Genomic DNA, 19,114 nt, shown 5'->3' on the forward strand with positions numbered 1-19,114 from the left:
AGAACCGACAGGCGAACGGGTAAGCCGTAGCGTATCGGCCACGTGGGAGCGCGACCCTCCGCCGACCCGGTACGAGATCCGCGCCGGCCGGCATCGAGAGGAGAAAGCACGTGGGGCTGGATCCAGGACTGCGCCGGCTGGCGCTGGGCACCCTGTTGGCCGCGTACCCGGGGTCGGTCCCGCCCGAGTGGGCCGTCGACCTGGTCGCCGACGGGCTCGCCGGACACACCCTGTTCGGCGGCAACGTCATCGGACCGACCCAGGTGTCGGCCAGCACGGCGATGCTGCGCGGCGGCCGGTCCGACGTCCTGATCGCCATCGACGAGGAGGGCGGCGACGTCACCCGGCTCGCCCACGCCACCGGCAGTCCGTACCCGGGCAACGCCGCGCTCGGCGCGGTCGGCGACGTGACGCTCACCCGCCAGGTCTACCAGGCCATCGGCACCGAGCTGGCCGGCGTGGGCATCACCCTCGACCTGGCACCGACGGTCGACGTCAACACCGCCGACGACAACCCGATCATCGGCACCCGGTCCTTCGGCGCCGACCCGGAGCAGGTCGCCGCGCACGCCGCCGCCGCGACCGCCGGGCTCCAGGCCGCCGGAGTGGCGGCCTGCGCCAAGCACTTTCCCGGCCACGGCGCCACCGTGGCGGACTCCCACCACGAACTACCCACCGTGGACGTCGCGCCCGAGCTGCTGCGCCGGCGGGACCTGCCGCCGTTCGCCGCGGTGGTCGCCGCCGGGACGAAGGCGGCGATGACCGCACACATCCGGGTGCCCGCGCTGACCGGGACTTTGCCCGCCACGTTCAGCCGGACCGTGCTGGTGGACCTACTGCGCCACGAGTACGGCTTCGACGGCGTCGTCGTCACCGACGCGCTGGAGATGAAGGGTGCCGCCCTGGCCGCCGGTGGCATCGCCCCGGGCGCGGTACGCGCCCTGGCCGCCGGGGCCGATCTGCTCTGCATCGGCGCCAAGGTCGATGCCGACCTGGTCGAGCGGGTCGCCACCGAGATCGTGGCGGCGCTCGGCGACGGCCGGCTGGACCGGTCCCGTGTCGAGCAGGCGGCCGGTCGTGTCGCGGACCTCGCCGCCTGGACCCGGACCGCCGACCGCACCACCGCCGCCTCCGGCGACCTGGGGTACGCGGCGGCCCGCCGAGCGCTACGGGTGGAGGGCGCGCCGACCGGGCTGGACCGGTCCCTCGTGGTGCAGTTGCACGGCAACTCCACGATCGCCGAGGGCCGGGTGCCGTGGGGCCTCGGACCACACCTGGGCGGCGGCGCCGAACAGATCCGGGTGGTGGCCGCCGAGACGGACCCGGCCGACCTGCGCCGACGGGCCGCCGGCCGGCCGATCCTCCTGGTCGCCCGCCATCTGCACCGGCTGCCCGGCGGTCCGGAGCTGGTCGACGCGCTGTCCGCCACGCATCCGGTGGCCGTGGTGGAGATGGGCTGGCCGGCGACCTGGCGACCCGAGCACGTACGAGCCTTCGTCACCACGTACGGCGCGAGCCACGCCAACGGCCGAGCCGCCGCCGAGGCACTCGGCCTGATCCACTGATCCCGAGCGCCATCTTGAACGCGTTCAACTTCTGCCCTACGCTTACGCACATCAAGTTGAACGCGTTCAAGATTGGTCGACACATGGACATCAAGGTCTGGATGTACCTGGTCTACCTGACGGTCAGCATCGGGCTGACCGTCTGGGTGGCGCGGGCGCTCAGCCGCAACGGGCTGGTCTTCCTCGAAGAGGTGTTCGCCGACGAACGCCTGGCACGAGCGGTGAACAACCTGCTCGTGGTCGGCTTCTACCTGCTCAACCTCGGCTACGTCACGGTGGCGATGCGGCACTCCGAGCAGGTCGGCTCCACAAAGCATCGCGATGGAGGAACTCTCGTGGAAGATCGGGCTGGTGCTGCTGGTGCTCGGCGCGCTGCACTTCTTCAACGTCTTCGCCCTGGGCCGGTACCGGCGTAACCGGCTGCGTCAGCTCGCCACCCATCCCCCACTGGCCCCCGTCGGCCGACTGCCGGTCCAGCCCGCCCATCCGCCCACGGCGCCCGGTCCGGGCATGCCTGGCCCGGGTGCCGCACCGGCCGCACCGGGCCAGGCCAACCCGCCGGCCCGATGACCAGGCCGGGCCAGGGAGGAACGGAGGGACTGCCGGATGCCACCGCACACGGGGGCGGTGGCATCCGCGGCCTCACCGTCCTCTACGACGCACACTGCCCACTGTGCCGGGCCGCGCGCGGCTGGCTCTCGTCGCGTCCGCAACTCGTACCGCTGGAGTTCGTGCCGGCCGGTTCGACCGCCGCCCGGCAGCGCTTCCCCGGCCTGGACCACGACGCCACGTTGCGTGACCTCACCGTGATCGCCGACAACGGCGAGGTCTACGCGGGCGACGGAGCCTGGTTCGCGTGCCTGTGGGCACTGGCCGACCACCGGGAGACGGCCCAGCGTCTCGCCCGCCCCCACCTGCTGCCTCTGGCCCGGCGGGTGGTGGCCGCCGCGTCGGCGGTACGCGAGCGGGTCCGTGAACCGTCGCCGGAGCCGACCGGCGACGCGGCGGGATACGGTGACCGGAATGACCGACCAGACTGTGCCGACGACCGCTGCGGGTGAGGCGGCGACCGCCCGGGGCGAGCAGACGCGGCAGCTGATCCTGGAGACCGCGATGCGGTTGTTCCGCGAACGCGGCTACGCCCGCACCACCATGCGCGCCATCGCGACGGAGGCCGGTGTCGCGGTCGGCAACGCCTACTACTACTTCCAGTCGAAGGAACACCTGATCCAGGAGTTCTACGCCCGGACGCAGACGGAGCACCGGGCGGCGGCCGAGCCGGTACTGGAACGCGAATCCAACTTCGCCGCCCGGCTGGCCGGGGTGCTGCACGCGGGCATCGACGTGCTGACGCCGTCGCACGAGTTCGCGGCTAGCTTCTTCAAGACCGCCGCGGAACCCACCTCCCCGCTGAGCCCCTTCTCCGCGGAGTCCTCCGGGCCCCGCGAGGCGTCCATCGGCCTCTACGCCGAGGTGCTGACCGGTTCCACCGCCAAGGTCGACGCGGAGCTTCGCCGCCAACTGCCCGAGCTGCTCTGGCTCGCCTACATGGGCGTGGTGCTCTTCTGGGTCTACGACCGCTCGCCGGGACAGGCCCGGACCCGGCAGCTGATCGACGGCGCGGTGCCGCTTGTCGACCGGCTGGTGCAGCTGTCGCGACTGCGCGTGCTGCGGCCGGTGACCCAGCAGGTCGTCAGCCTGATTCACACCCTGCGTCACTGACCGCGTCGGGCGAGAGGTAACGCTTCTTCCCAGGTCAAGTCCACAATTGGACAGCAACGAGACGGTGGCGGCGGCTTGCCCAGAGCGTTCCGAATACGTAGCGTGATCGGCACTGGAGCCGCACCCGGACCTGGGGGGGAGGCTGCGGACCGTGGATCCGGCCCGGGATCCACGGTCCGCGCCCTGCCGGTCGATGGTCAGCTCGGGTAGACGCCGTAGGAGCGCCAGCCCCGGTCGGGAAACCCGGCGGCCTCCGCCACCCGAGCCGAGGCGGCGTTGCTCCGGTCGTGCAGATAGGTCGGCACGGCACCGTCGTCGAGCACCCGACGAGCCGCCTGGGCCACCAGTCTGCGGGCCAGGCCGCGGCCACGCGCCGCCGGGACCGTACCCACCGCCAGCTCGTGTCCGTGCCGGTCATGCCGCTTGATCCCGACGCCGGCCAGGTAGCGGCCCCGCTGGTCGCGCACGACGAGCACCGACCGGTCGAACAGCCGCAGCCAGGAGGGCAGGCCGGGCGTGGTCGGTGGCGCCCACTCACCGACATCCGGCAGGTCCGCCGGCGCGACGCTCCACCGGAAGACGTCGTCGTGCACGGCCCAGCGTGGATACCCGACCGCGGCCGGCAGTGCGTTCAGCAGCCCGTCCGGGCGCCGCACCAGCTCACGTACGGCCGCGACCCGGTCGGGCGCCACGGAGAGCACGCCGCTGGCCCCGGCGTGGACCGCGATGGCGGGGCGCGGGCGGCCGTCCCAGGCGGGTCGGGTCCGCCGCCCGGACCCGACCACGTGCAGGCCCGGGCCGGCCGGCCACTGTCCCAGCCAGGTCGCGAGGTGCAGGTGGAGCCGCCGGTCGAGCATCAACACCTCCCGGTCCGTCACCGTCGACGCCGCTCACGGTACGACGGACCCGGTGAGTTCGGGGCGTAGGTGGGCGCGATCCGGGGAACCTGAACGATCGATCGACCGTCATATCCATTTCCATTCATGGACAACTTTCTTTGAAACGGTGTAGGCATGCCGAAACACCCGCAGGACCGTGATCAGCAGGACCCCGAGCGCGCCTGGCGACACCACGGGGCGACCGGCCGGACTCCGGCCCAGGCCCCCTACCGGGGACACCGCACCCGCCCTGCCACCCTCTCCTGGCACGAGCTGAACAGCCTGCCGGCCGGACCCGTACGGCACCACCTGAACCCCCACTGAAGCACCAAACGCCTTGCGATCTTGATGCCTGGAAATCGGCTGCTCTGGTGTACGATTCCCGACATGACGCGCATCACCGTGGACGTGAACGACGAGTGGCTTGAGGCGGCCCGCGAGGTGCTCGGCACCGACACCAAGGTGGCTACCATCAACGCCGCCCTGCACGCCTTTGCCCTGCGTCGCCAGGCACGGGAGATCGTCTCCGCATTCGATCAGGTGGAGATGGACTTCACCGACTCCGCAGAGGCGTGGCGTTACGGCGGCGGCCGGGATCTCGGTCGGCTCGTCGAGGACGCGCGCGACTCCGAGGCCGCGTGATGGCAGGAGCGATCTATCTGGCCGACACGTCGGTGTTCGTGCTTCAGGGGCGATATCCGACGGTCCGTCGCCGCTTTGAGACGTTGTTGGCCGAGGGACGCCTGGCGACCTGCCACATGGCCGCTCTCGAGTTCCTCAACAATGCTCCTCACCCGAAGGGGTACGAGATCCTGTGGCAAGCCCTGCGCGGCCACCGGTGGATGGACGTGACGACCGCGGCGATGGATCGTGCTCTCGCCGTGCACCGCATGCTCGCCGCGGACAGCCAGCATCGCAACTTCCGGCTGCCCGACCTGGTGATCGCGGCGACCGCAGAGGTGCACGGAGCGACTGTGCTGCACTACGACGCCGACTACGACCGGATCGCCGCGATCACCGGTCAACCGACCGAGTGGGTGGCGCCCCGAGGAAGCCTGTAGCGCGGCGAGCCACCGCGCGCTTTCGCACACCTGTCGGGTAACGTCTGCTGGTCCTTCGCGGGTCACGACGGGAGCTGGCACATCCATGGGCAAGAAGACGATCCACGTCTCCGACTTCAGCGGCACGATGCTGGGTGCCGACGACGAGGCGGTCCGCGTCGTCGTTCTCGAGCATCCTGACCTGGTGGCCGGGCCCGTGCAGTTGGACGCCACCCCGGTGGAGGTGGAGAGCATCGACGACGCGGCGTTGGACGTGGCGGTGGTCGAGATCCACGACCGGCACGGCCAGGGCGAGCCGCGTCGGGTGGTGCTGACCGCGAGCGAGTTCGACGCGATGGCCACCGACGTGCCGATGGCGCAGTTGCTGAGGACCGCCGAGCGGGTACGCCCGCCGAAGGCCCGCCGCAGCGCCGATAAAATCGACTACGGCACCATCGAGCACGCCGGCCGTCCGCACCGGGGGCGGGTCACCGAGGAGGAGGCCCGGTTGGTGCGGGAGCGGCTCGACGAGGTCAACAAGCGCCTGGCCGACGCCGGCCTGCGCCAGATCGATCCGGCCGATCCGGAGCACGCCGCCCGGTACGGCTTCCCCGTCGAGCCCTGATCGGCTACTCGAACGTCCGCAGTTTGGCCAGGGTCGCCACGATGTTCGCCTCGACGGCGGCCTTGTCCACGCCGAGGCTGGTGAGCACACCCTCGCCGTTCTCCTGCTCCAGCAGGGCCAGCAGGATGTGCTCGGTACCGATGTAGTTGTGCCCGAGCCGCAGCGCCTCGCGGAAGGTCAACTCCAGCGCCTTCTTGCCGGCGGCGTCGTACGGAATTAGCTCCGGTACGTCGTCCGACGGCGGCGGCAACGCGGCGGTGGCGGCCTCCCGCACCGCGTCGGCCGAAACACCACTGGCGGCCAGCGCCCTCGCGGCGAGCGCCTCCGGCTCGGCGAGCAGGCCGAGCACCAGGTGGGTAGGGGTGGTGTGCGGGCTGCCGGCGGCCTTCGCCTCGTTGTGCGCGGCGGCGACCACGTTGCGGGCGCGCGGGGTGAACCGCTGGAAGCCCTCCTGAGGATCCATCGCCGCGCCCACGAAGCGCTTCTGTGCGGCCTGCTTGCTCACCCCCATGCTGCGGCCGATCTCGGTCCAGGAGGCACCGGACCGGCGGGCCTGGTCCACGAAGTGGCCGATCAGATGGTCGGCGACCTCACCGATGTGGTCGGCCACCATCACCGCGTCGGTGAGCTGGTCGAGCGCGTCGGAGTGGGCCCGCTTGATTGCCTGGATCAGATCGTCGAGTCGGACCGGATTGCTCATCTGCACGGGTTCAGTCATGCGTCAACCTTAGGTTGACGCTCGTTATTCGTCAACCGCCGGTTGACGACGCCCCTTCCTTGATGATCGCTGTTAACAACCTTGACTAATTCTGTCGAAATCGACAGACTCGGATTTGGAGAGCGCTCTCCAGACCGCCTCGCCAGCGTATCCGCCCCTCCACCCCCGAGGAGACTCCATCGTGGACGCCATCTCCCGCAACCTCCGGCGGGCAGCCGCCGCCCTGGGCGCGGCCCTCGTCACCAGTGCGCTCCTGCTACCCGTGCAGTCCGCACCGGCCGCCGCCGCGATCGGCGGCATCACCTGGCAGGACGAGTTCAACTCGCCGGCCGGCACCCCGGTCGACCAGTCCAAGTGGCGCTTCGACATCGGCGGCCACGGCTGGGGCAACAACGAACGGCAGTACTACACCAACAGCACCAGCAACGCGGTGCACGACGGCCAGGGCAACCTGGTCATCACCGCCCGCCGGGAGAACCCGGCCAACTACCAGTGCCACTACGGCCGGTGCGAGTACACCTCGGCCCGACTGCTGACCGCGGCCACGTTCAGCCAGGCGTACGGGCGGTTCGAGGCGCGCATCAAGATCCCGCGAGGTCAGGGAATCTGGCCGGCGTTCTGGATGCTCGGCAACGACTTCGGCAACGTCGGCTGGCCGGCCTCCGGCGAGATCGACATCATGGAGAACGTCGGGCGGGAGCCGAACACCGTGCACGGCACCATCCACGGACCGGGCTACTCCGGCGGCGGCGGGATCACCGGCAGCCGCACCATCGGACAGCCGCTGGCCGACACCTTCCACACCTACCGGGTGGACTGGGAGCCGAACATCATCCGCTGGTACCTCGACGGTTCGGAGTTCTTCCGGGTCGACCCGGGTCGGCTTGGTGGTAACCGCTGGGTCTTCGACCACCCCTTCTTCATGATCCTCAACGTGGCGGTCGGTGGTAACTGGCCCGGCTACCCCGACGGCAGCACCCAGTTCCCGCAGCAGATGCTCGTCGACTACGTCCGGGTCTCCGGCTACGTCCCGGACGGCAACACCGGCACCACCCGGATCCGGGGACAGCAGAGCGGCCGGTGCATCGACATCCCCGGCGCCAACCCGGTCGACGGGGCGCCGCTGCAGGTCTGGGACTGCAACACCACCGCCGCGCAGGCATGGACCTTCGCCGCCGACGGCACCATCCGCGCGATGGGCAAGTGCATGGACCCGGCCTGGGCCGGCACGGCCAACGGCACCGAGGTCAACCTCGTCACCTGCAACGGCAACCCGGCGCAACGCTTCACCCTGAACGCCGCCGGTGACCTGGTCAACCTCAACGCGAACCGCTGCGTCGACGTACGCGACAACAACCCGAACAACGGCGGCCGGCTGCAACTGTGGGACTGTGCCGGCACCCCCAACCAGAAGTGGTCCCGGGCCTGACGTCTCCGTCCATAACGCCCATCCCGAGCCAATAAGCTTCTGCGACGACGTGTCTGAGCGACATGATCATGTCGCTCAGACACGTCGGCTCGAATCCGTGTCGCTTCCGGGCACCGGTGAGCCCACCGGACGTGACACGCGTAAGAGTCGGTGACAGGCGGGTAGTAACCCGTGCGGTCATCGATGTACGGGAGGCGACGTGGAGAGCACTCAGGCAGCCGGCGGACGACGGACGTGGTGGTGGATCGGTGCGGCCGTGCTGGTCATCGTGGTGGTGGTGGTCGCCACCTGGACGTGGGTGTCGGTCCGGGGCGACGGCCGCAACGGTCACGTCGTCACCGGTGCCGTCGGCGACCTGCGGGAGGCCACCTTCGTCCTGCTCGACGGTGCCGACGTGATCCAGGTGCGTACCGCCGATCTCGGCGACGACGCATACCGGGTGTCGACCCCCCGCGACGCCAACGTCCGTCCCGCGGTCTCCCTCACTGACGGCAGCCTGCTGACCAGCCTGCGCGGCACCGACCGGGACGGTCCGGCGGTCGTGGAGGTGGTGCTGGCCGAGTCGGTCCGCTGGCACGTCCGACTCAACGGTGGCGCCAAGGAACAGCACCTCGACCTGCGCGGTGGGCAGCTCGGTGACGTCGAATTCACCGCCGGCGCGAACCGGGTCGAACTGACGCTGCCCGCACCGGAGGGGACGCAGCGCACCCTGCTCGGCGGCGGCGCCAGCCAGGTCGTCGTCCGCCTGGCCGGCGACGCGCCCGTGCAGGTACGCGCCGGTGGCGGCGCCGGTTCGGTCACCATCGACGGCACCACCCACTCGGGGGTGGCCGGTGGCACGACCTTCACCCCGCCCGAGTGGAACTCCGCCACCGACCGCTACGATATCGACGCGACGGCCGGCGTCAACACCATCACCGTCGAACGCGTCGACGCCGGCTGAACAGGTGGCCAGGCGACTGCACGTCGGATGTGCGATGTGGACCCACCGGTCCTGGCAGGGGCGACTGCTCCCCCATCCCCTGCCGGCGCGGGAACGGCTACGGCACTACGCCGGCTGGTGCAACGCGGTCGAGGGCAACACCACCTTCTACGCCACCCCGGGCCGCGAGACGGTCGCCACCTGGGCGGAGCAGACCGGACCCGACTTCCGCTTCGTGGTCAAGCTGCCGAAGGTGGTCACCCACGATCGCCGCCTCACCGACGTCGACCAGCCGATGCGCGCCTTCCTCGACGCGATCGAGCCCCTCGGCGCTCGGGCGTACGCCCTCTGGGTGCAGTTGCCCGGCTCCTTCGGCCCGGACGATATACCCACGCTCGCCCGGTTCCTGCGCCGCCTGCCCGCCGCCCACCGACCGGCCGTGGAGGTACGCGATCCGGCCTTCTTCACCGACCCCCGCGCCACCCGGCTGCTGGAGGCGACGCTGGCCGAGACGGACGCCGAGTGGATCCCGTTCGACACCACCGCGTTCTTCACCGACCCGCCGACCAGCGACGCCGAGCGGGACGCCTGGACGAAGAAGCCCAGGATGCCGTCGCGTGTGGTCGCGCTGACCGACCGGCCGATCGTCCGCTACCTCGGCCGCGACGACCCGGCGCGCACCGTCGAGGGCTGGCGGCGCTGGGTGGACGCCACCGCGACCTGGCTGCGCGAGGGCCGGTCGCCGACCGTCTTCGTCCACACCCCGGACAACGCCGACGCGCCGACGCTGGCCCGCCGCTTCCACGACGAGGTACGCGCCCAGGTACCGGAGCTGGACCCGCTGCCCGAGCCGATCCCGGCCGAGCCCACCACCCTCTTCTGACAACTCCACCGCTCGTCCGGCCGCGAGCTACCCGGCGGCGTCCCGACCCGGGTCGGGAGGTTCGGGGCCACGGTTCTCCTGGATGGTCCGGGTGACCTGATCCAGCAGTTGCCGGGGATCGGTCCGCCCGGTCACCTGAATCTCCACCTCCGATTCGCCGACGCGCATACGGACGGTGGCACCGCTTGGTTGCTGGCTGAGCCAGGTCTGCAGCAGGGCGAAAAGACCGGGCAGCAGGCTCTGTGCGACCACCGCGATGATCACGGCTTCGCTGAAGCCGGCCCGGCCGCCGGTACGTCCGCCCAGGTCCCGCACACCCGTGCGGAACTCCGCACGACGGTGGATCCAGTCGATGAGCGAGACCGGGGCGGGCCGCCGCCGATCCGTGATCATCTGTAGCCGCACGGGCTGCCTCGCCGCCGGGTACGTGTCGGTCACCCGATGCTCCTGGTCACTCGTCGACGTCGGGTTGGAAGGAGAGTTCGTCGCCGGTGACGGTGACGACGCCGGTGACGTCGAGGACGTAGCTCTCGATGAACGGCTCCTTGCCGTAGAAGGACTCGTAGGTACCGGTCACCCGCACCTCGCCCTGCCCGTCGTAGGGCGTCGAGACCTGGGCGACCGCCGGACCGACCATGTCGATCTGCGTCGTGGGGTACCTGTCGATGGTCCACTTGAGGTCCTTGGCGCTCTGGTACCCGGACAGCCGGAAGGGGCAGCCCTCGGGTGCGGCCACGGTCTGCCGCGCGCACTCGTCCAGATATGTCTTGACCTGCCCGTCGATGCCGCCTCGGGCGGTGGCCCTCAACTCCGGCACCGCCTGGATGGGCGTGTCGAACTCGGCACCGGGCAGTACCGTGATGTGCTGCGGCGCCACCTCGCTGAGCGGGTTGGCGGCAGCGGTCACGACGTGCAGGCCGGGCACCGAGAGCACGGTCTGTTCCTGCGGGCTCTCCGGCACCCGCACTCCGTTGATCATGAGCCCCTGCTGGCCGGCGACGACCGAGAGAGCCGAGACGCCGCCGACGACGTGCCACCCCTTGAAGACGCCGAGCGTGGACTCCTCGTCGCGGCGGAGCATCACCTGCGCCTCCGTCCGGCTCCCGCCCACCACGAACGAGACCGTGGCGGTCGCGTCGTCGCCATCCCGTTCGATGGTGCGGATGTCGATGTCGGTGGGCGGCTGGTAATCGGCCGACCTGATCGAGTCGGCGAGCAGGTCGTCGCCGCGTACCGCAGCGCCTACCTCGGGGCTCAACCATCCGGCGAGGTCGTCCACGTCACGGTCGGCCAGCGCGGAGAAGTACCCCTCGACGGAGGTCTCCGGCCGGAAGAATCCCCACTGCACGACGCCGAGCAGGCTGGAGAGCAGGCAGAAGGAGAGCAGGGCGACACCACCGATGACGGCCGGGCGCCGCAGGTCGACCGGGTCGTCACCGCCGAACAGTTCCTCGGTGTCGACGACCCGCCGCGGCGGGGTCTGCGGTGCGGGGGTGTCGTCACCGGCCCGGACCGATTCCAGCCGTTCCAGGCGCAGTTCGTTCGGCGGATGTTCGGCGCAGACAGCTTCGTCCCAGCCGCTGCGCCCGCTCTCGAACGACCTGCGGCGCTCGAGGACGGCCCGCAGGCCCTCGGTGTGCCCGGTCACCACCGCGCCCAGGTCCGCCCGGTACTCCGCTGCCCGGACATCAGCCCGATGCAGCGGCTGGACCAGGTACTTCATGGTGAGCAGGACCGGCCAGAAGAACAGAAAGACGAACAGGTTCGTCGCCGGGTGCGGAAACCTGCGCATCAACCAGGTCGGCACGGCGTGTACCAGCACGAGGGGCAGGCCGACACCCCGGACGAAGGCCGAAGTGATCTCGTCGCCGGTACGCCAGTGCACCAACTCATGACTCAACAGCGCGGCGATCTCGTCGCGGGGGTCGGCGAGCAGACCGGTGGTGACGACTATGTGCCGCGCGTACGTTCGCGCATTCGTGCTGACCAGGTCGTCCTCGACCAGCAATCTCGGTACCGCGGGCAGACCGAGCCGCTCCGCGCACTCGTACAGAATCGGGATGACCAGTTCTTTTTCCCGGCGACTGAGATCGCGCGCACCTGACACCCGGAGCAGTCGGTCCTCCAGCAGCACCCGATACAGGGTGAAGAGCACGCCCACCACAATGGCCGCCGCCGCTATCCCCACCAATTGGGTCAGCACCGAAACGGCGCCGTCCGCGCCGCTGAACCGGAGGACCGGCACCAGGAGCAGACCGACCAGGAACGCCAGCCCGGCGCCGACGAACGCGCCGATCGCCCCACCGGACTGTTCAAGGAAGGAACTGACCAGTCCCCCGATAATCGGCGCGTCCCGAATCTCGTCGGGAACCTGGTCCACGAACACCGAGCCGCCGGTGAACGCCAGGACGAGCCCCGCGACCGCCGCGAGCACCACCGCCGTGAACAGTGCCACCGGCACGTAGAACCAGGCGGCGACGAAGGAACCCAACACACCACGCCAGTCGCGCAGAATCCCGACCCGCAGCCAGACCAGCGCGTTCGGATAGCCGGGCGGACGGTTGGCCAGCCGTCCGGGATTCGAATCTGGTCGCGCGATGTCGACCTCCGGTACTGATGGTCGCGCCGACGGCGGCGTGGGATCGTCGACTATTTGATTCTGCTCATCGCTGGAAGGCTGCACCGCGTTCTGCTGCACGAAAACTCCTGCACAGGCCGAAAGGGGTGAATCACGAAACGGTTCGCGCGTAAACGAATATCGAGAGCGGACAGCAGCTGCCTTTCAGCCGTGGAACGCTCTGCGGCAGACGCAGACCTTACTCCGGCCGATACCCGCTCCGCCACCCGGTTCCGAACTGAATTTTCGAGCGCCCGGTGGGAACACTCCGACAGGATGGTACAGAGTGGACAATCGGCATCGGACGAATGGCTGAGGTTGGTGCTTTCCGCACCGCGCAACAAAGGTGAAAGTTCCACGGATAAATGAAACCGTCAAAGGCTGGGCCATCGGGTCACGGGTGCGAGGCGGCGAAGGCGGCGACGTCCTCGGCGATCCGTTCGGGCTGCTCACCGTTGACGGCATGGGAAGCGTCCGGGTAGAGCCGGACGGTGCCCCGGGGCAGGGTCTGGCGTGCGGTCTCGGCGGCCGACTGCGGATCGTGCATCACCGATTCGCCAGCGATGATCGCCAGGACCGGCAGGTCGAGTCGACGGAGTCGTTCCTCGCTGATCCGCGTGGGCTGTGGCAGCCGCATCCGGTAGTGCTGCATGCCGGCTTCGATCATGTCGGCGACCGGCTCGTCCTCGACCGGCGCGCCGCCGGCGGTGTAGGAGTTGAAGCTGTCCCGCCACGACCTGGGCAGCCAGGGCAGCGCGGCCGGGATGGACCGCACGATGGTGCCGAACGGTATATCGGCGAAGACGTGGACCGGGTCGATGACGGTCATCGACGCGATGTGCTCCGGTCGGTGCAGCGCGAGGTTGACCGCGGTCCAGCCCCCGATCGAGAGACCGACCAGGTGAAACCTGTCCGGCGGGAGCGCCTGGAGGGTCTGGTGCAGCCACTCGGCCTGCGCCTCGTCGGTGTTGATCGGGCGACTCTGCACGCTCATGCCCGGCTCGCCGAGCAGGTCGACGGTGTAGACGTCGCTGATCGGCAGCAGCAGGGGCAGGTTGTCGGCCCAGACCGGGGTGGCCGAGGCGCGCCCGGGCAACAGCAGCAACGGGGCGTTCGCACCGCCGCCTTCCGCGCCGGCTGCGGTGGCGGCGAAGCGGTAGACGCGGACGATGCCGAAGTCGGTGCGTACGTCGATGGTCTCCGCCGGGTCGGGCAGGGCGGCGAAGGCCTCCCGGTAGGCCCGGAGGAACCGGTCCTGCCCGTCGGCGCTGTCCCAGTGGCCGATCGGAGCGGGCTGGCGAACGGCGAAGGTGACCGCCAGCGCGATCAGTGCGAGCCCGGCCAGCACCAGGCGCAGCCACCGTGACCTGGGCCGCAGCCGGTTGAGTACCTTCATCAGCCTGGTCCGCACGACACACTCCTAACCGATCGGTAGATTTTTCGACCGTACGGTAGAATCTGGCGGGTGACAAGGAGACGAGAGGGCGCGACGAGCGAACTCACCCTGATCGAGCGCGCCCGCCGCACCCAACTGATCGAGGTCACCATCGAGCTGGTCGCCGACCGGGGCTACGCCGGCGCCTCACTGGCCGCCATCGCCGAACGCGCCGGCATCACCAAGGCCGCCGTGCTCTACCACTTCCCCACCAAGGCCGCCGTCGTACGCGCCGCGCACGAGCACGCCCTCGCCGCCCTGGTCGCAGACGTCGCCGCCGCGGTCGAGGCCGCCGCCCCCGCGAACCGGCCCGCCGCGTACGTCAGGTCGATGGTGGGACACCTACGGGAACATCCGCGACACACCCGCATGATCATCGAAGCGATGGTGCACGACGACGGTGAACACGATCCGGCCGCCCGTTGGGGTCCCCTGGCCCAGCTCATCGACGCGGCCCGGCTCGCGCGCGGCGCCAGCGGTGACATCGACCCGCGTACGACGGCGATCATCGTCGGTGGCGGCATCGACGCCATCGTCGCCGAGCAGCTCCACGACCCCGACTACGACACGGCAACAGCGGCCGAGCACCTCGTCGACATGCTCGAAACGACGATCTCGCGGTGACCCGGGCTCGCTGTCGCCGTGCGTACGCCCCGTGGTGCCGGACCGGTCACGCGGCCGGTTGTCGCGGCCTCGGCCGCCGGTGGTATTTCGGTCCGCCGGGAGCGTTCATCTCGCCCCGGTAGACGCCGTGCCGCAGCTCGGAGACGTACCCCGCCAGCTCGGGCATGCCCAGCCGGGCCGCCAGGGCCAACTCCGCCTCGACGTCGTACGGCACCCGAACGAACTGGATCGAGAACGGCGCGTCGAGCTCCGCGTCGACGACACCTTCGAGGATCACGTAGACCGGGGTCGGGTCGTCCATCGCGTTGCCGACGCTGCCGGTGTTGAACAGGGTGCGACGCTCGCGGTCCACCTCGTAGAACGGATCGTGCGTGTCGCCGTAGCCCACCACCGAGGGCTCCGGCCCGTCGCCGGTGGCCGGGGTGTTGGCGAACATGCCGAGGAACTCGGCCTCGTCGTGGTCGAACCGCACCCGACGGTGCACGCTCGTCGCCGAGGCGTGGAAGAGTCGTACCCGCCGCCCGCTGAGCAGGAAGTCGTGGCTGAACGGTAGCCCGCGCAGCCAGTCGCCCTGGCCGGCGGCGAGCTGCGCCAGCCACCAGGCCATCGCCTCGCTGTCGTAGGTCCGGTCCGGGTCGGGGAGGAAGTCGTCCCAGTTGCCGAGGATGTTGACCTCGCAGCGCTGCCGGCAGAGCTCGATCACCTCGCGGCCGCGCGGCCCCTTGCCGACGTAGTCACCGAGGTTGAAGATCCGTTCGATGCCGCGTGCGTCGATGTCGGCGAGCACGGCCTCCAGTGCGGTCAGGTTGCCGTGGACGTCGGAGATGAGGGCGATGCGGTCGAGGGATCGGGCCACCGGCCGATCGTAGACGTGGCAGTCCCGGCGGTGGGGTGGCGGCGGCCCGCCTACTACCAGCCGACGTCGCGTAGTTCGGCAAGCAGTTGCGGGTCGAGGTCGTCCGGTTCGAGTACGTCCTTGGCGGGTGGCGGGTCGATCGGCAGTCGCCGACCGAACGAGTGGTAGAGAAACTGCCACTCACCGGCGCCCGCTTCCACCTGATCGAAGTGCAGCGACAGGTTCGTGAGCCGGCCCTGCGCGTCGAGGGTGGCGTCGAAGGGCACCATCGCGTTCGTCCCCGACGATTCTTCACACAGCTCGACGGTCAGGTGGGGGTGCCGACGGAGGTCGAGGACACCATGAACGGCTCGTTCGGTGACGAGCCGCAGCTCGACCGACGTCTTCACCAGGTCCTGGAGGTCGTACATCGCCTGCGTACCGGTGAAGATCGAGGAGTCCGCACCAAACAGACGCGGCAGGTCGACCGGTATCCACCCCTCGGGAGGCGCTCCGAAGCCGAAGAACCGCGCCCAACTCTCCTCGTCGACGGTCTTTATCTCAACCCACTGAAAGTGGCCGGGTTGCCGAATGGGGAAGTGGATGCTCATGTCGCTCCGGCGCCTGGCCGGGTCCACCGTCATCTCGACTCTCGTACTGACCGAAGCTCCCTCGACGTCCCTGCGTGTCATGGTGAAACGAGACGAGTAGGTGTCCTGACCGACTTTGTTCGCGCCCTCGTGCAGCCACCTGTGCAGGTCTTTCTCTGCCGCGCTTGCCGACGGGCTCGGAGCCGACGCTTGCGATCCCGCGTCGGCGCAGCCGGCCGCCAGGGCCAGCGCGACCGCCACACCTGCCACCGCGGCCAGCCGGCCCACCGCGCCAGCACCCGATCGCCTCGACAGCCCACCCGACCCCGACCACGAGCTGTTCACCAGGTTCTCCATCCGGGCCCGCTTCATGATCGGCACATGGTGCCAGCTCACCCGTGCCTCGTCCAGGGCGTCGGTCTCTCCGCACGCAGCGCTTCTCTGACGTCGGAGGGGCCAGGCACCGCCGGTGCCTGCCCCTCCGGATCCGGCTCTCAGCTGCGTCGACTCCACTGCTGGTTCGCGCCGCCGTTGCAGGACCAAAGAATGATCTTCGTTCCGTTGGCGGTGGCGGCGCCGTTGGCGTCGAGGCAGAGTCCGGACTGGACATTCGTGATGGTGCCGTTGGCGTTGACGTTCCACTGCTGGTTGAGACCGCCGTGACAGTCCCAGATGATGACCGTGGTGCCGTTGGTGGTGCCGGCACCGTTGGCGTCCAGACACTTGTTGCCGTACACGGTGAACTGCTTGCTGGCGGTGTAGGTCCAGCGCTGGTGCGAGCCGCCGGAGCAGTCCCACAGTTGCGTCTGGGTGCCGTTCGTGGTGGTGGCGCCGGGCACCTCGATGCACCGACCCGACTGACCACCGACGAGCTGGGTGTCAGGCGTACCGCCGGTGCCCTGCCGCCGGACGAGCGACTTCGACTCGGCCGACCGACTCCCCTGCGCGTCGACCACGAAAAGTCGGTAGTCACCCGACGCCGTCGGCACCGCGATGGAGGTCGCGTTGCCGTCCGCCCTGGTCATCGTCGGTCCGGCGGCGAAGGTGGTGGTGCCGGACGGGGCCAGCCACAGCGACCTCGTCGGGTCGCCGCCGCTGCGGATCGGGATCGAGGACGTGCCGCTGCCCACGAATGTGCTCGCCGGCAGGACGTAGTCCTGCATCGGCAGGTTGCGCGGCTGGGTGATGTCCCGGAACGAGTCCTGGAGCCCGGAGTTGACCGCGATCGCGTAGGCCGCCGCCGGCCAGACGTAGTCGGCGGAGACGAGGATGTCGTGGATGGTGCTGTTCGGCAGATTCTTGTTGGAGACCTTGTTGATCGGGCCGTACGTCTGGGTGATGTTCAGGTCGTGCTTACGCCCGAAGTCGTCGGAGTTGATCATCCAGGTGATGTTCTTGTCCACGCTCAGGACGTTGTCCCGGAAGGTGATGAACGCCGAGCCCTCGTCCGGGTGCAGCCCGTACTTGTGACCGGCCGGGACGCCCTGGAAATAGTTGTCGTGGATCGTGGTGCCCGGCTGGCTGCCCAGCGTGTAGATCGGTGCCGTGTCGCTGAGTCGTTGCACCGTGTCGATGATGTGGTTGTGGCTGATGGTGTTGTTCTTCGCCGTGGTGGTGGGCCGGTTCGGCGCGATCGATCCTGAGGAGCCGTCGAAGTTCCACCACCCCCAGCCCATCGTGATACCCGCCCACGGCGCCTTCTCGATGCGGTTGTGCTGCACCGTCAGGGTGTCGGCGAAGTACGCCGCGACCGCGCCGTGCCCGTTGAACAGCACCGCACTGTCGTGGATGTAGTTGTTCCTGATCTCGATGTTCTTCGGAGGCCCTTCGACCTGAGCCGGGTACTTCTCCCGGTTGCTCGACGTGTGATCGCCGATGAAGACGTGCTGCGGGTGACCGACGCTTATCGCCGTTCCGGCGATGTCGTTGGTGTAGTTGCCGATCAACTGGGTGTTCGTCACGTCGTTGACCAGGGTGATCCCGTCGGCCCCGGTGTGCGCGATCCGGTTCCGTTCCAGCCGGATCGAGTTGGCGTTCTGCAGGTGGATGATGCCGGGGGTGAGGTCGACGTTGCGGTAGTAGTAGACGTGGAAGTTGCCGCGCGCGTACGCCTGGGCGCCAAGATTGCCCTGCTGGGCCTGCTTGTACACCGAGCCGGCGACGTTGAACAGGTTCCAGTCGGAGTGCCGCACGGTGAGACCGGAGAAGGTGATGTTGCGCGCCTGGTTGCTGGTCGAGGTACCGGCGACCCGCAGCACGGTGGGCACGTTGTTCGGCGCGAAGACCGACGCGGTGGACATGTTGTCGGCGCCGGCCTTGTAGTAGTAGAGCGTCCGGCTGGACTTGTCGAAGTAGAACTCCCCGGGCGTGTCCAGGAACTCGTAGGCGTTCATGACCTTGTGGCTACCGTTGATCTGGGCGTTGCCGTTGAACGCCCCCTGGGCGATGGCGGCACCCGGCTGCTGGAACAGCGCGATACGACTCTGACCGTCACCGCTCGTGGTCACCTGGCGAACTCCCACGATGGCCGTGGTCCAGGTGGTGCCCGTCTCGATCTCGATGTCTTCCTGGTTGCGGGAGATCGCCGGGAAATCGGCCGGGTTGTATCTCGCGCCTTCGCACTGCGAGCCCGACTCCCACGCCCAGTCGGCCTGTCCCGCCGTGATGGTGTACGTGCCGTGGCAGCCCCCGGATGTGATCGTCTTGGCTGCCATGTGGGCCCGTTGGCCGTTGACGTAGAGCGCCCGCAGCTTGTTGGCCCGGTCGAGCGGGGCCTTCCAGATGTTGCCGCTGTGCTGGGTCCAGCCGGTCACCTGCACACCGGCCTCAAGCACCGGCGTCTCGTCCGGGTACGCGGAGTAGATCACCCGGTGGCCGTTGGTGCCGGAGTCACCGGCCCCGAACTCGATCGTGCTGGCCACCGGATAGCTGCCACCGCGAAGGTAGACCTGCATGTCGCCGGTCATGCTCGCGGTCTTCGTGCGCACCACGTCCCGCGCGCGTTGGAGCGTCCGGAACGGCGCGGCGAGCGTGCCGGGGTTGGCGTCGTTCCCGTTCGGTGCGACGTGAAGCGTCTCCTGGACCGCGGCCAGAGCCGGCGCCTGATCTGCGATCACGGCCGGCACCGCGGCGGAGACGAACACCCCCAGCGCGAGTAGGCAACCTTTCCCGGCATGGACAACGGATCTCATCTCTTCTCCCTCCACGTCCGCGACGGCCCGTGCCCCGCCG

At 69.5% G+C, this 19,114-nt stretch carries 20 protein-coding genes; 12 read left to right on the forward strand and 8 right to left on the reverse strand.

Annotated features, from left to right (window positions below; all coding sequences use genetic code 11):
• Positions 1-110: 110 nt before the first annotated feature.
• From ENC19_RS04515 to ENC19_RS04530, 4 genes are all read left to right on the forward strand, one after another.
• Positions 111-1,565, forward strand: a complete 1,455-nt coding sequence (locus ENC19_RS04515; protein WP_164445815.1) for a glycoside hydrolase family 3 protein — start codon at positions 111-113, stop codon at positions 1,563-1,565.
• A gap of 56 nt (positions 1,566-1,621) precedes the next feature.
• Entirely contained in the window at positions 1,622-1,981 is a 360-nt protein-coding gene (locus ENC19_RS04520) for a hypothetical protein (RefSeq protein WP_235944374.1), read from the forward strand.
• Positions 1,982-2,131: 150 nt separating this feature from the next.
• Entirely contained in the window at positions 2,132-2,626 is a 495-nt protein-coding gene (locus tag ENC19_RS04525) for a thiol-disulfide oxidoreductase DCC family protein (protein WP_164445816.1), read from the forward strand.
• Positions 2,589-3,287 (forward strand): TetR/AcrR family transcriptional regulator, encoded by a 699-nt coding sequence (locus ENC19_RS04530; RefSeq protein ID WP_164445817.1) that lies wholly within the window; start codon positions 2,589-2,591, stop codon positions 3,285-3,287. Before ENC19_RS04525 ends, ENC19_RS04530 begins: the two co-directional genes overlap by 38 nt.
• 197 nt (positions 3,288-3,484) lie before the next feature.
• On the opposite strand, the gene ENC19_RS04535 is transcribed toward ENC19_RS04530, so the two are convergent.
• The gene (locus ENC19_RS04535) at positions 3,485-4,144 is read right to left on the reverse strand and encodes a GNAT family N-acetyltransferase (RefSeq protein WP_164445998.1); all 660 of its coding nucleotides are present in this window, start codon (positions 4,142-4,144) and stop codon (positions 3,485-3,487) included.
• 156 nt (positions 4,145-4,300) lie between these two features.
• Here ENC19_RS04535 and ENC19_RS04540 point away from each other — a divergent pair, with 156 nt between their 5' ends.
• The 4 genes from ENC19_RS04540 (at position 4,301) to ENC19_RS04555 (ending at position 5,830) form a co-directional block, all read left to right on the forward strand.
• The gene (locus tag ENC19_RS04540; protein WP_164445818.1) at positions 4,301-4,489 is read left to right on the forward strand and encodes a DNA repair protein; all 189 of its coding nucleotides are present in this window, start codon (positions 4,301-4,303) and stop codon (positions 4,487-4,489) included.
• A gap of 63 nt (positions 4,490-4,552) precedes the next feature.
• Complete coding sequence (locus ENC19_RS04545; protein ID WP_164445819.1) at positions 4,553-4,807, forward strand: type II toxin-antitoxin system VapB family antitoxin; 255 nt, start codon at positions 4,553-4,555, stop codon at positions 4,805-4,807.
• Positions 4,807-5,226, forward strand: coding sequence for a PIN domain nuclease (locus ENC19_RS04550; RefSeq protein ID WP_166457914.1), 420 nt, complete (start codon positions 4,807-4,809; stop codon positions 5,224-5,226). The genes ENC19_RS04545 and ENC19_RS04550 overlap by 1 nt, the downstream gene beginning before the upstream one ends.
• An 85-nt stretch (positions 5,227-5,311) precedes the next feature.
• Positions 5,312-5,830, forward strand: a complete 519-nt coding sequence (locus ENC19_RS04555; RefSeq protein ID WP_164445821.1) for a hypothetical protein — start codon at positions 5,312-5,314, stop codon at positions 5,828-5,830.
• A gap of 4 nt (positions 5,831-5,834) precedes the next feature.
• Here ENC19_RS04555 and ENC19_RS04560 read toward each other — a convergent pair whose 3' ends face one another.
• Entirely contained in the window at positions 5,835-6,548 is a 714-nt protein-coding gene (locus tag ENC19_RS04560; RefSeq protein ID WP_164445822.1) for a Clp protease N-terminal domain-containing protein, read from the reverse strand.
• Positions 6,549-6,729: 181 nt separating this feature from the next.
• Here ENC19_RS04560 and ENC19_RS04565 point away from each other — a divergent pair, with 181 nt between their 5' ends.
• The 3 genes from ENC19_RS04565 to ENC19_RS04575 all read left to right on the forward strand — a co-directional run bounded on the left by ENC19_RS04565 (position 6,730) and on the right by ENC19_RS04575 (position 9,782).
• Complete coding sequence (locus ENC19_RS04565; RefSeq protein ID WP_164445823.1) at positions 6,730-7,977, forward strand: glycoside hydrolase family 16 protein; 1,248 nt, start codon at positions 6,730-6,732, stop codon at positions 7,975-7,977.
• A gap of 199 nt (positions 7,978-8,176) precedes the next feature.
• Positions 8,177-8,920, forward strand: a complete 744-nt coding sequence (locus ENC19_RS04570; RefSeq protein ID WP_164445824.1) for a hypothetical protein — start codon at positions 8,177-8,179, stop codon at positions 8,918-8,920.
• A 34-nt stretch (positions 8,921-8,954) separates the two neighbouring features.
• Positions 8,955-9,782: a DUF72 domain-containing protein gene (locus tag ENC19_RS04575; RefSeq protein ID WP_164445825.1), complete on the forward strand. Its 828-nt coding sequence runs from the start codon at positions 8,955-8,957 to the stop codon at positions 9,780-9,782.
• A 27-nt stretch (positions 9,783-9,809) separates the two neighbouring features.
• On the opposite strand, the gene ENC19_RS04580 is transcribed toward ENC19_RS04575, so the two are convergent.
• The 3 genes from ENC19_RS04580 to ENC19_RS04590 form a co-directional block, all read right to left on the reverse strand.
• Positions 9,810-10,220 carry an effector-associated constant component EACC1 gene (locus ENC19_RS04580; RefSeq protein ID WP_164445826.1) on the reverse strand — a complete coding sequence of 137 codons (411 nt, stop codon included), beginning with the start codon at positions 10,218-10,220 and terminating at the stop codon, positions 9,810-9,812.
• Between the two features lie 13 nt (positions 10,221-10,233).
• Complete coding sequence (locus ENC19_RS04585; RefSeq protein ID WP_164445827.1) at positions 10,234-12,480, reverse strand: M48 family metalloprotease; 2,247 nt, start codon at positions 12,478-12,480, stop codon at positions 10,234-10,236.
• 313 nt (positions 12,481-12,793) lie between these two features.
• Positions 12,794-13,810, reverse strand: coding sequence for an alpha/beta fold hydrolase (locus tag ENC19_RS04590; protein WP_309246157.1), 1,017 nt, complete (start codon positions 13,808-13,810; stop codon positions 12,794-12,796).
• A gap of 54 nt (positions 13,811-13,864) precedes the next feature.
• Between ENC19_RS04590 and ENC19_RS04595 the strand changes: the two genes are divergently transcribed.
• On the forward strand, positions 13,865-14,458 hold the full coding sequence (locus tag ENC19_RS04595) for a TetR/AcrR family transcriptional regulator (protein WP_164445828.1): 594 nt from the start codon (positions 13,865-13,867) through the stop codon (positions 14,456-14,458).
• Positions 14,459-14,504: 46 nt separating this feature from the next.
• Here ENC19_RS04595 and ENC19_RS04600 read toward each other — a convergent pair whose 3' ends face one another.
• The 3 genes from ENC19_RS04600 to ENC19_RS04610 all read right to left on the reverse strand — a co-directional run bounded on the left by ENC19_RS04600 (position 14,505) and on the right by ENC19_RS04610 (position 19,074).
• Positions 14,505-15,314 carry a metallophosphoesterase family protein gene (locus ENC19_RS04600; protein ID WP_164445829.1) on the reverse strand — a complete coding sequence of 270 codons (810 nt, stop codon included), beginning with the start codon at positions 15,312-15,314 and terminating at the stop codon, positions 14,505-14,507.
• 53 nt (positions 15,315-15,367) lie between these two features.
• Entirely contained in the window at positions 15,368-16,279 is a 912-nt protein-coding gene (locus tag ENC19_RS04605) for a hypothetical protein (RefSeq protein ID WP_164445830.1), read from the reverse strand.
• 98 nt (positions 16,280-16,377) lie between these two features.
• Positions 16,378-19,074, reverse strand: a complete 2,697-nt coding sequence (locus tag ENC19_RS04610) for an RICIN domain-containing protein (RefSeq protein ID WP_164445831.1) — start codon at positions 19,072-19,074, stop codon at positions 16,378-16,380.
• Positions 19,075-19,114 lie beyond the last annotated feature (40 nt).

It is taken from the genome of Verrucosispora sioxanthis (assembly GCF_010560025.1).
Classification (GTDB): Bacteria; Actinomycetota; Actinomycetes; order Mycobacteriales; family Micromonosporaceae; genus Micromonospora; species Micromonospora palythoicola.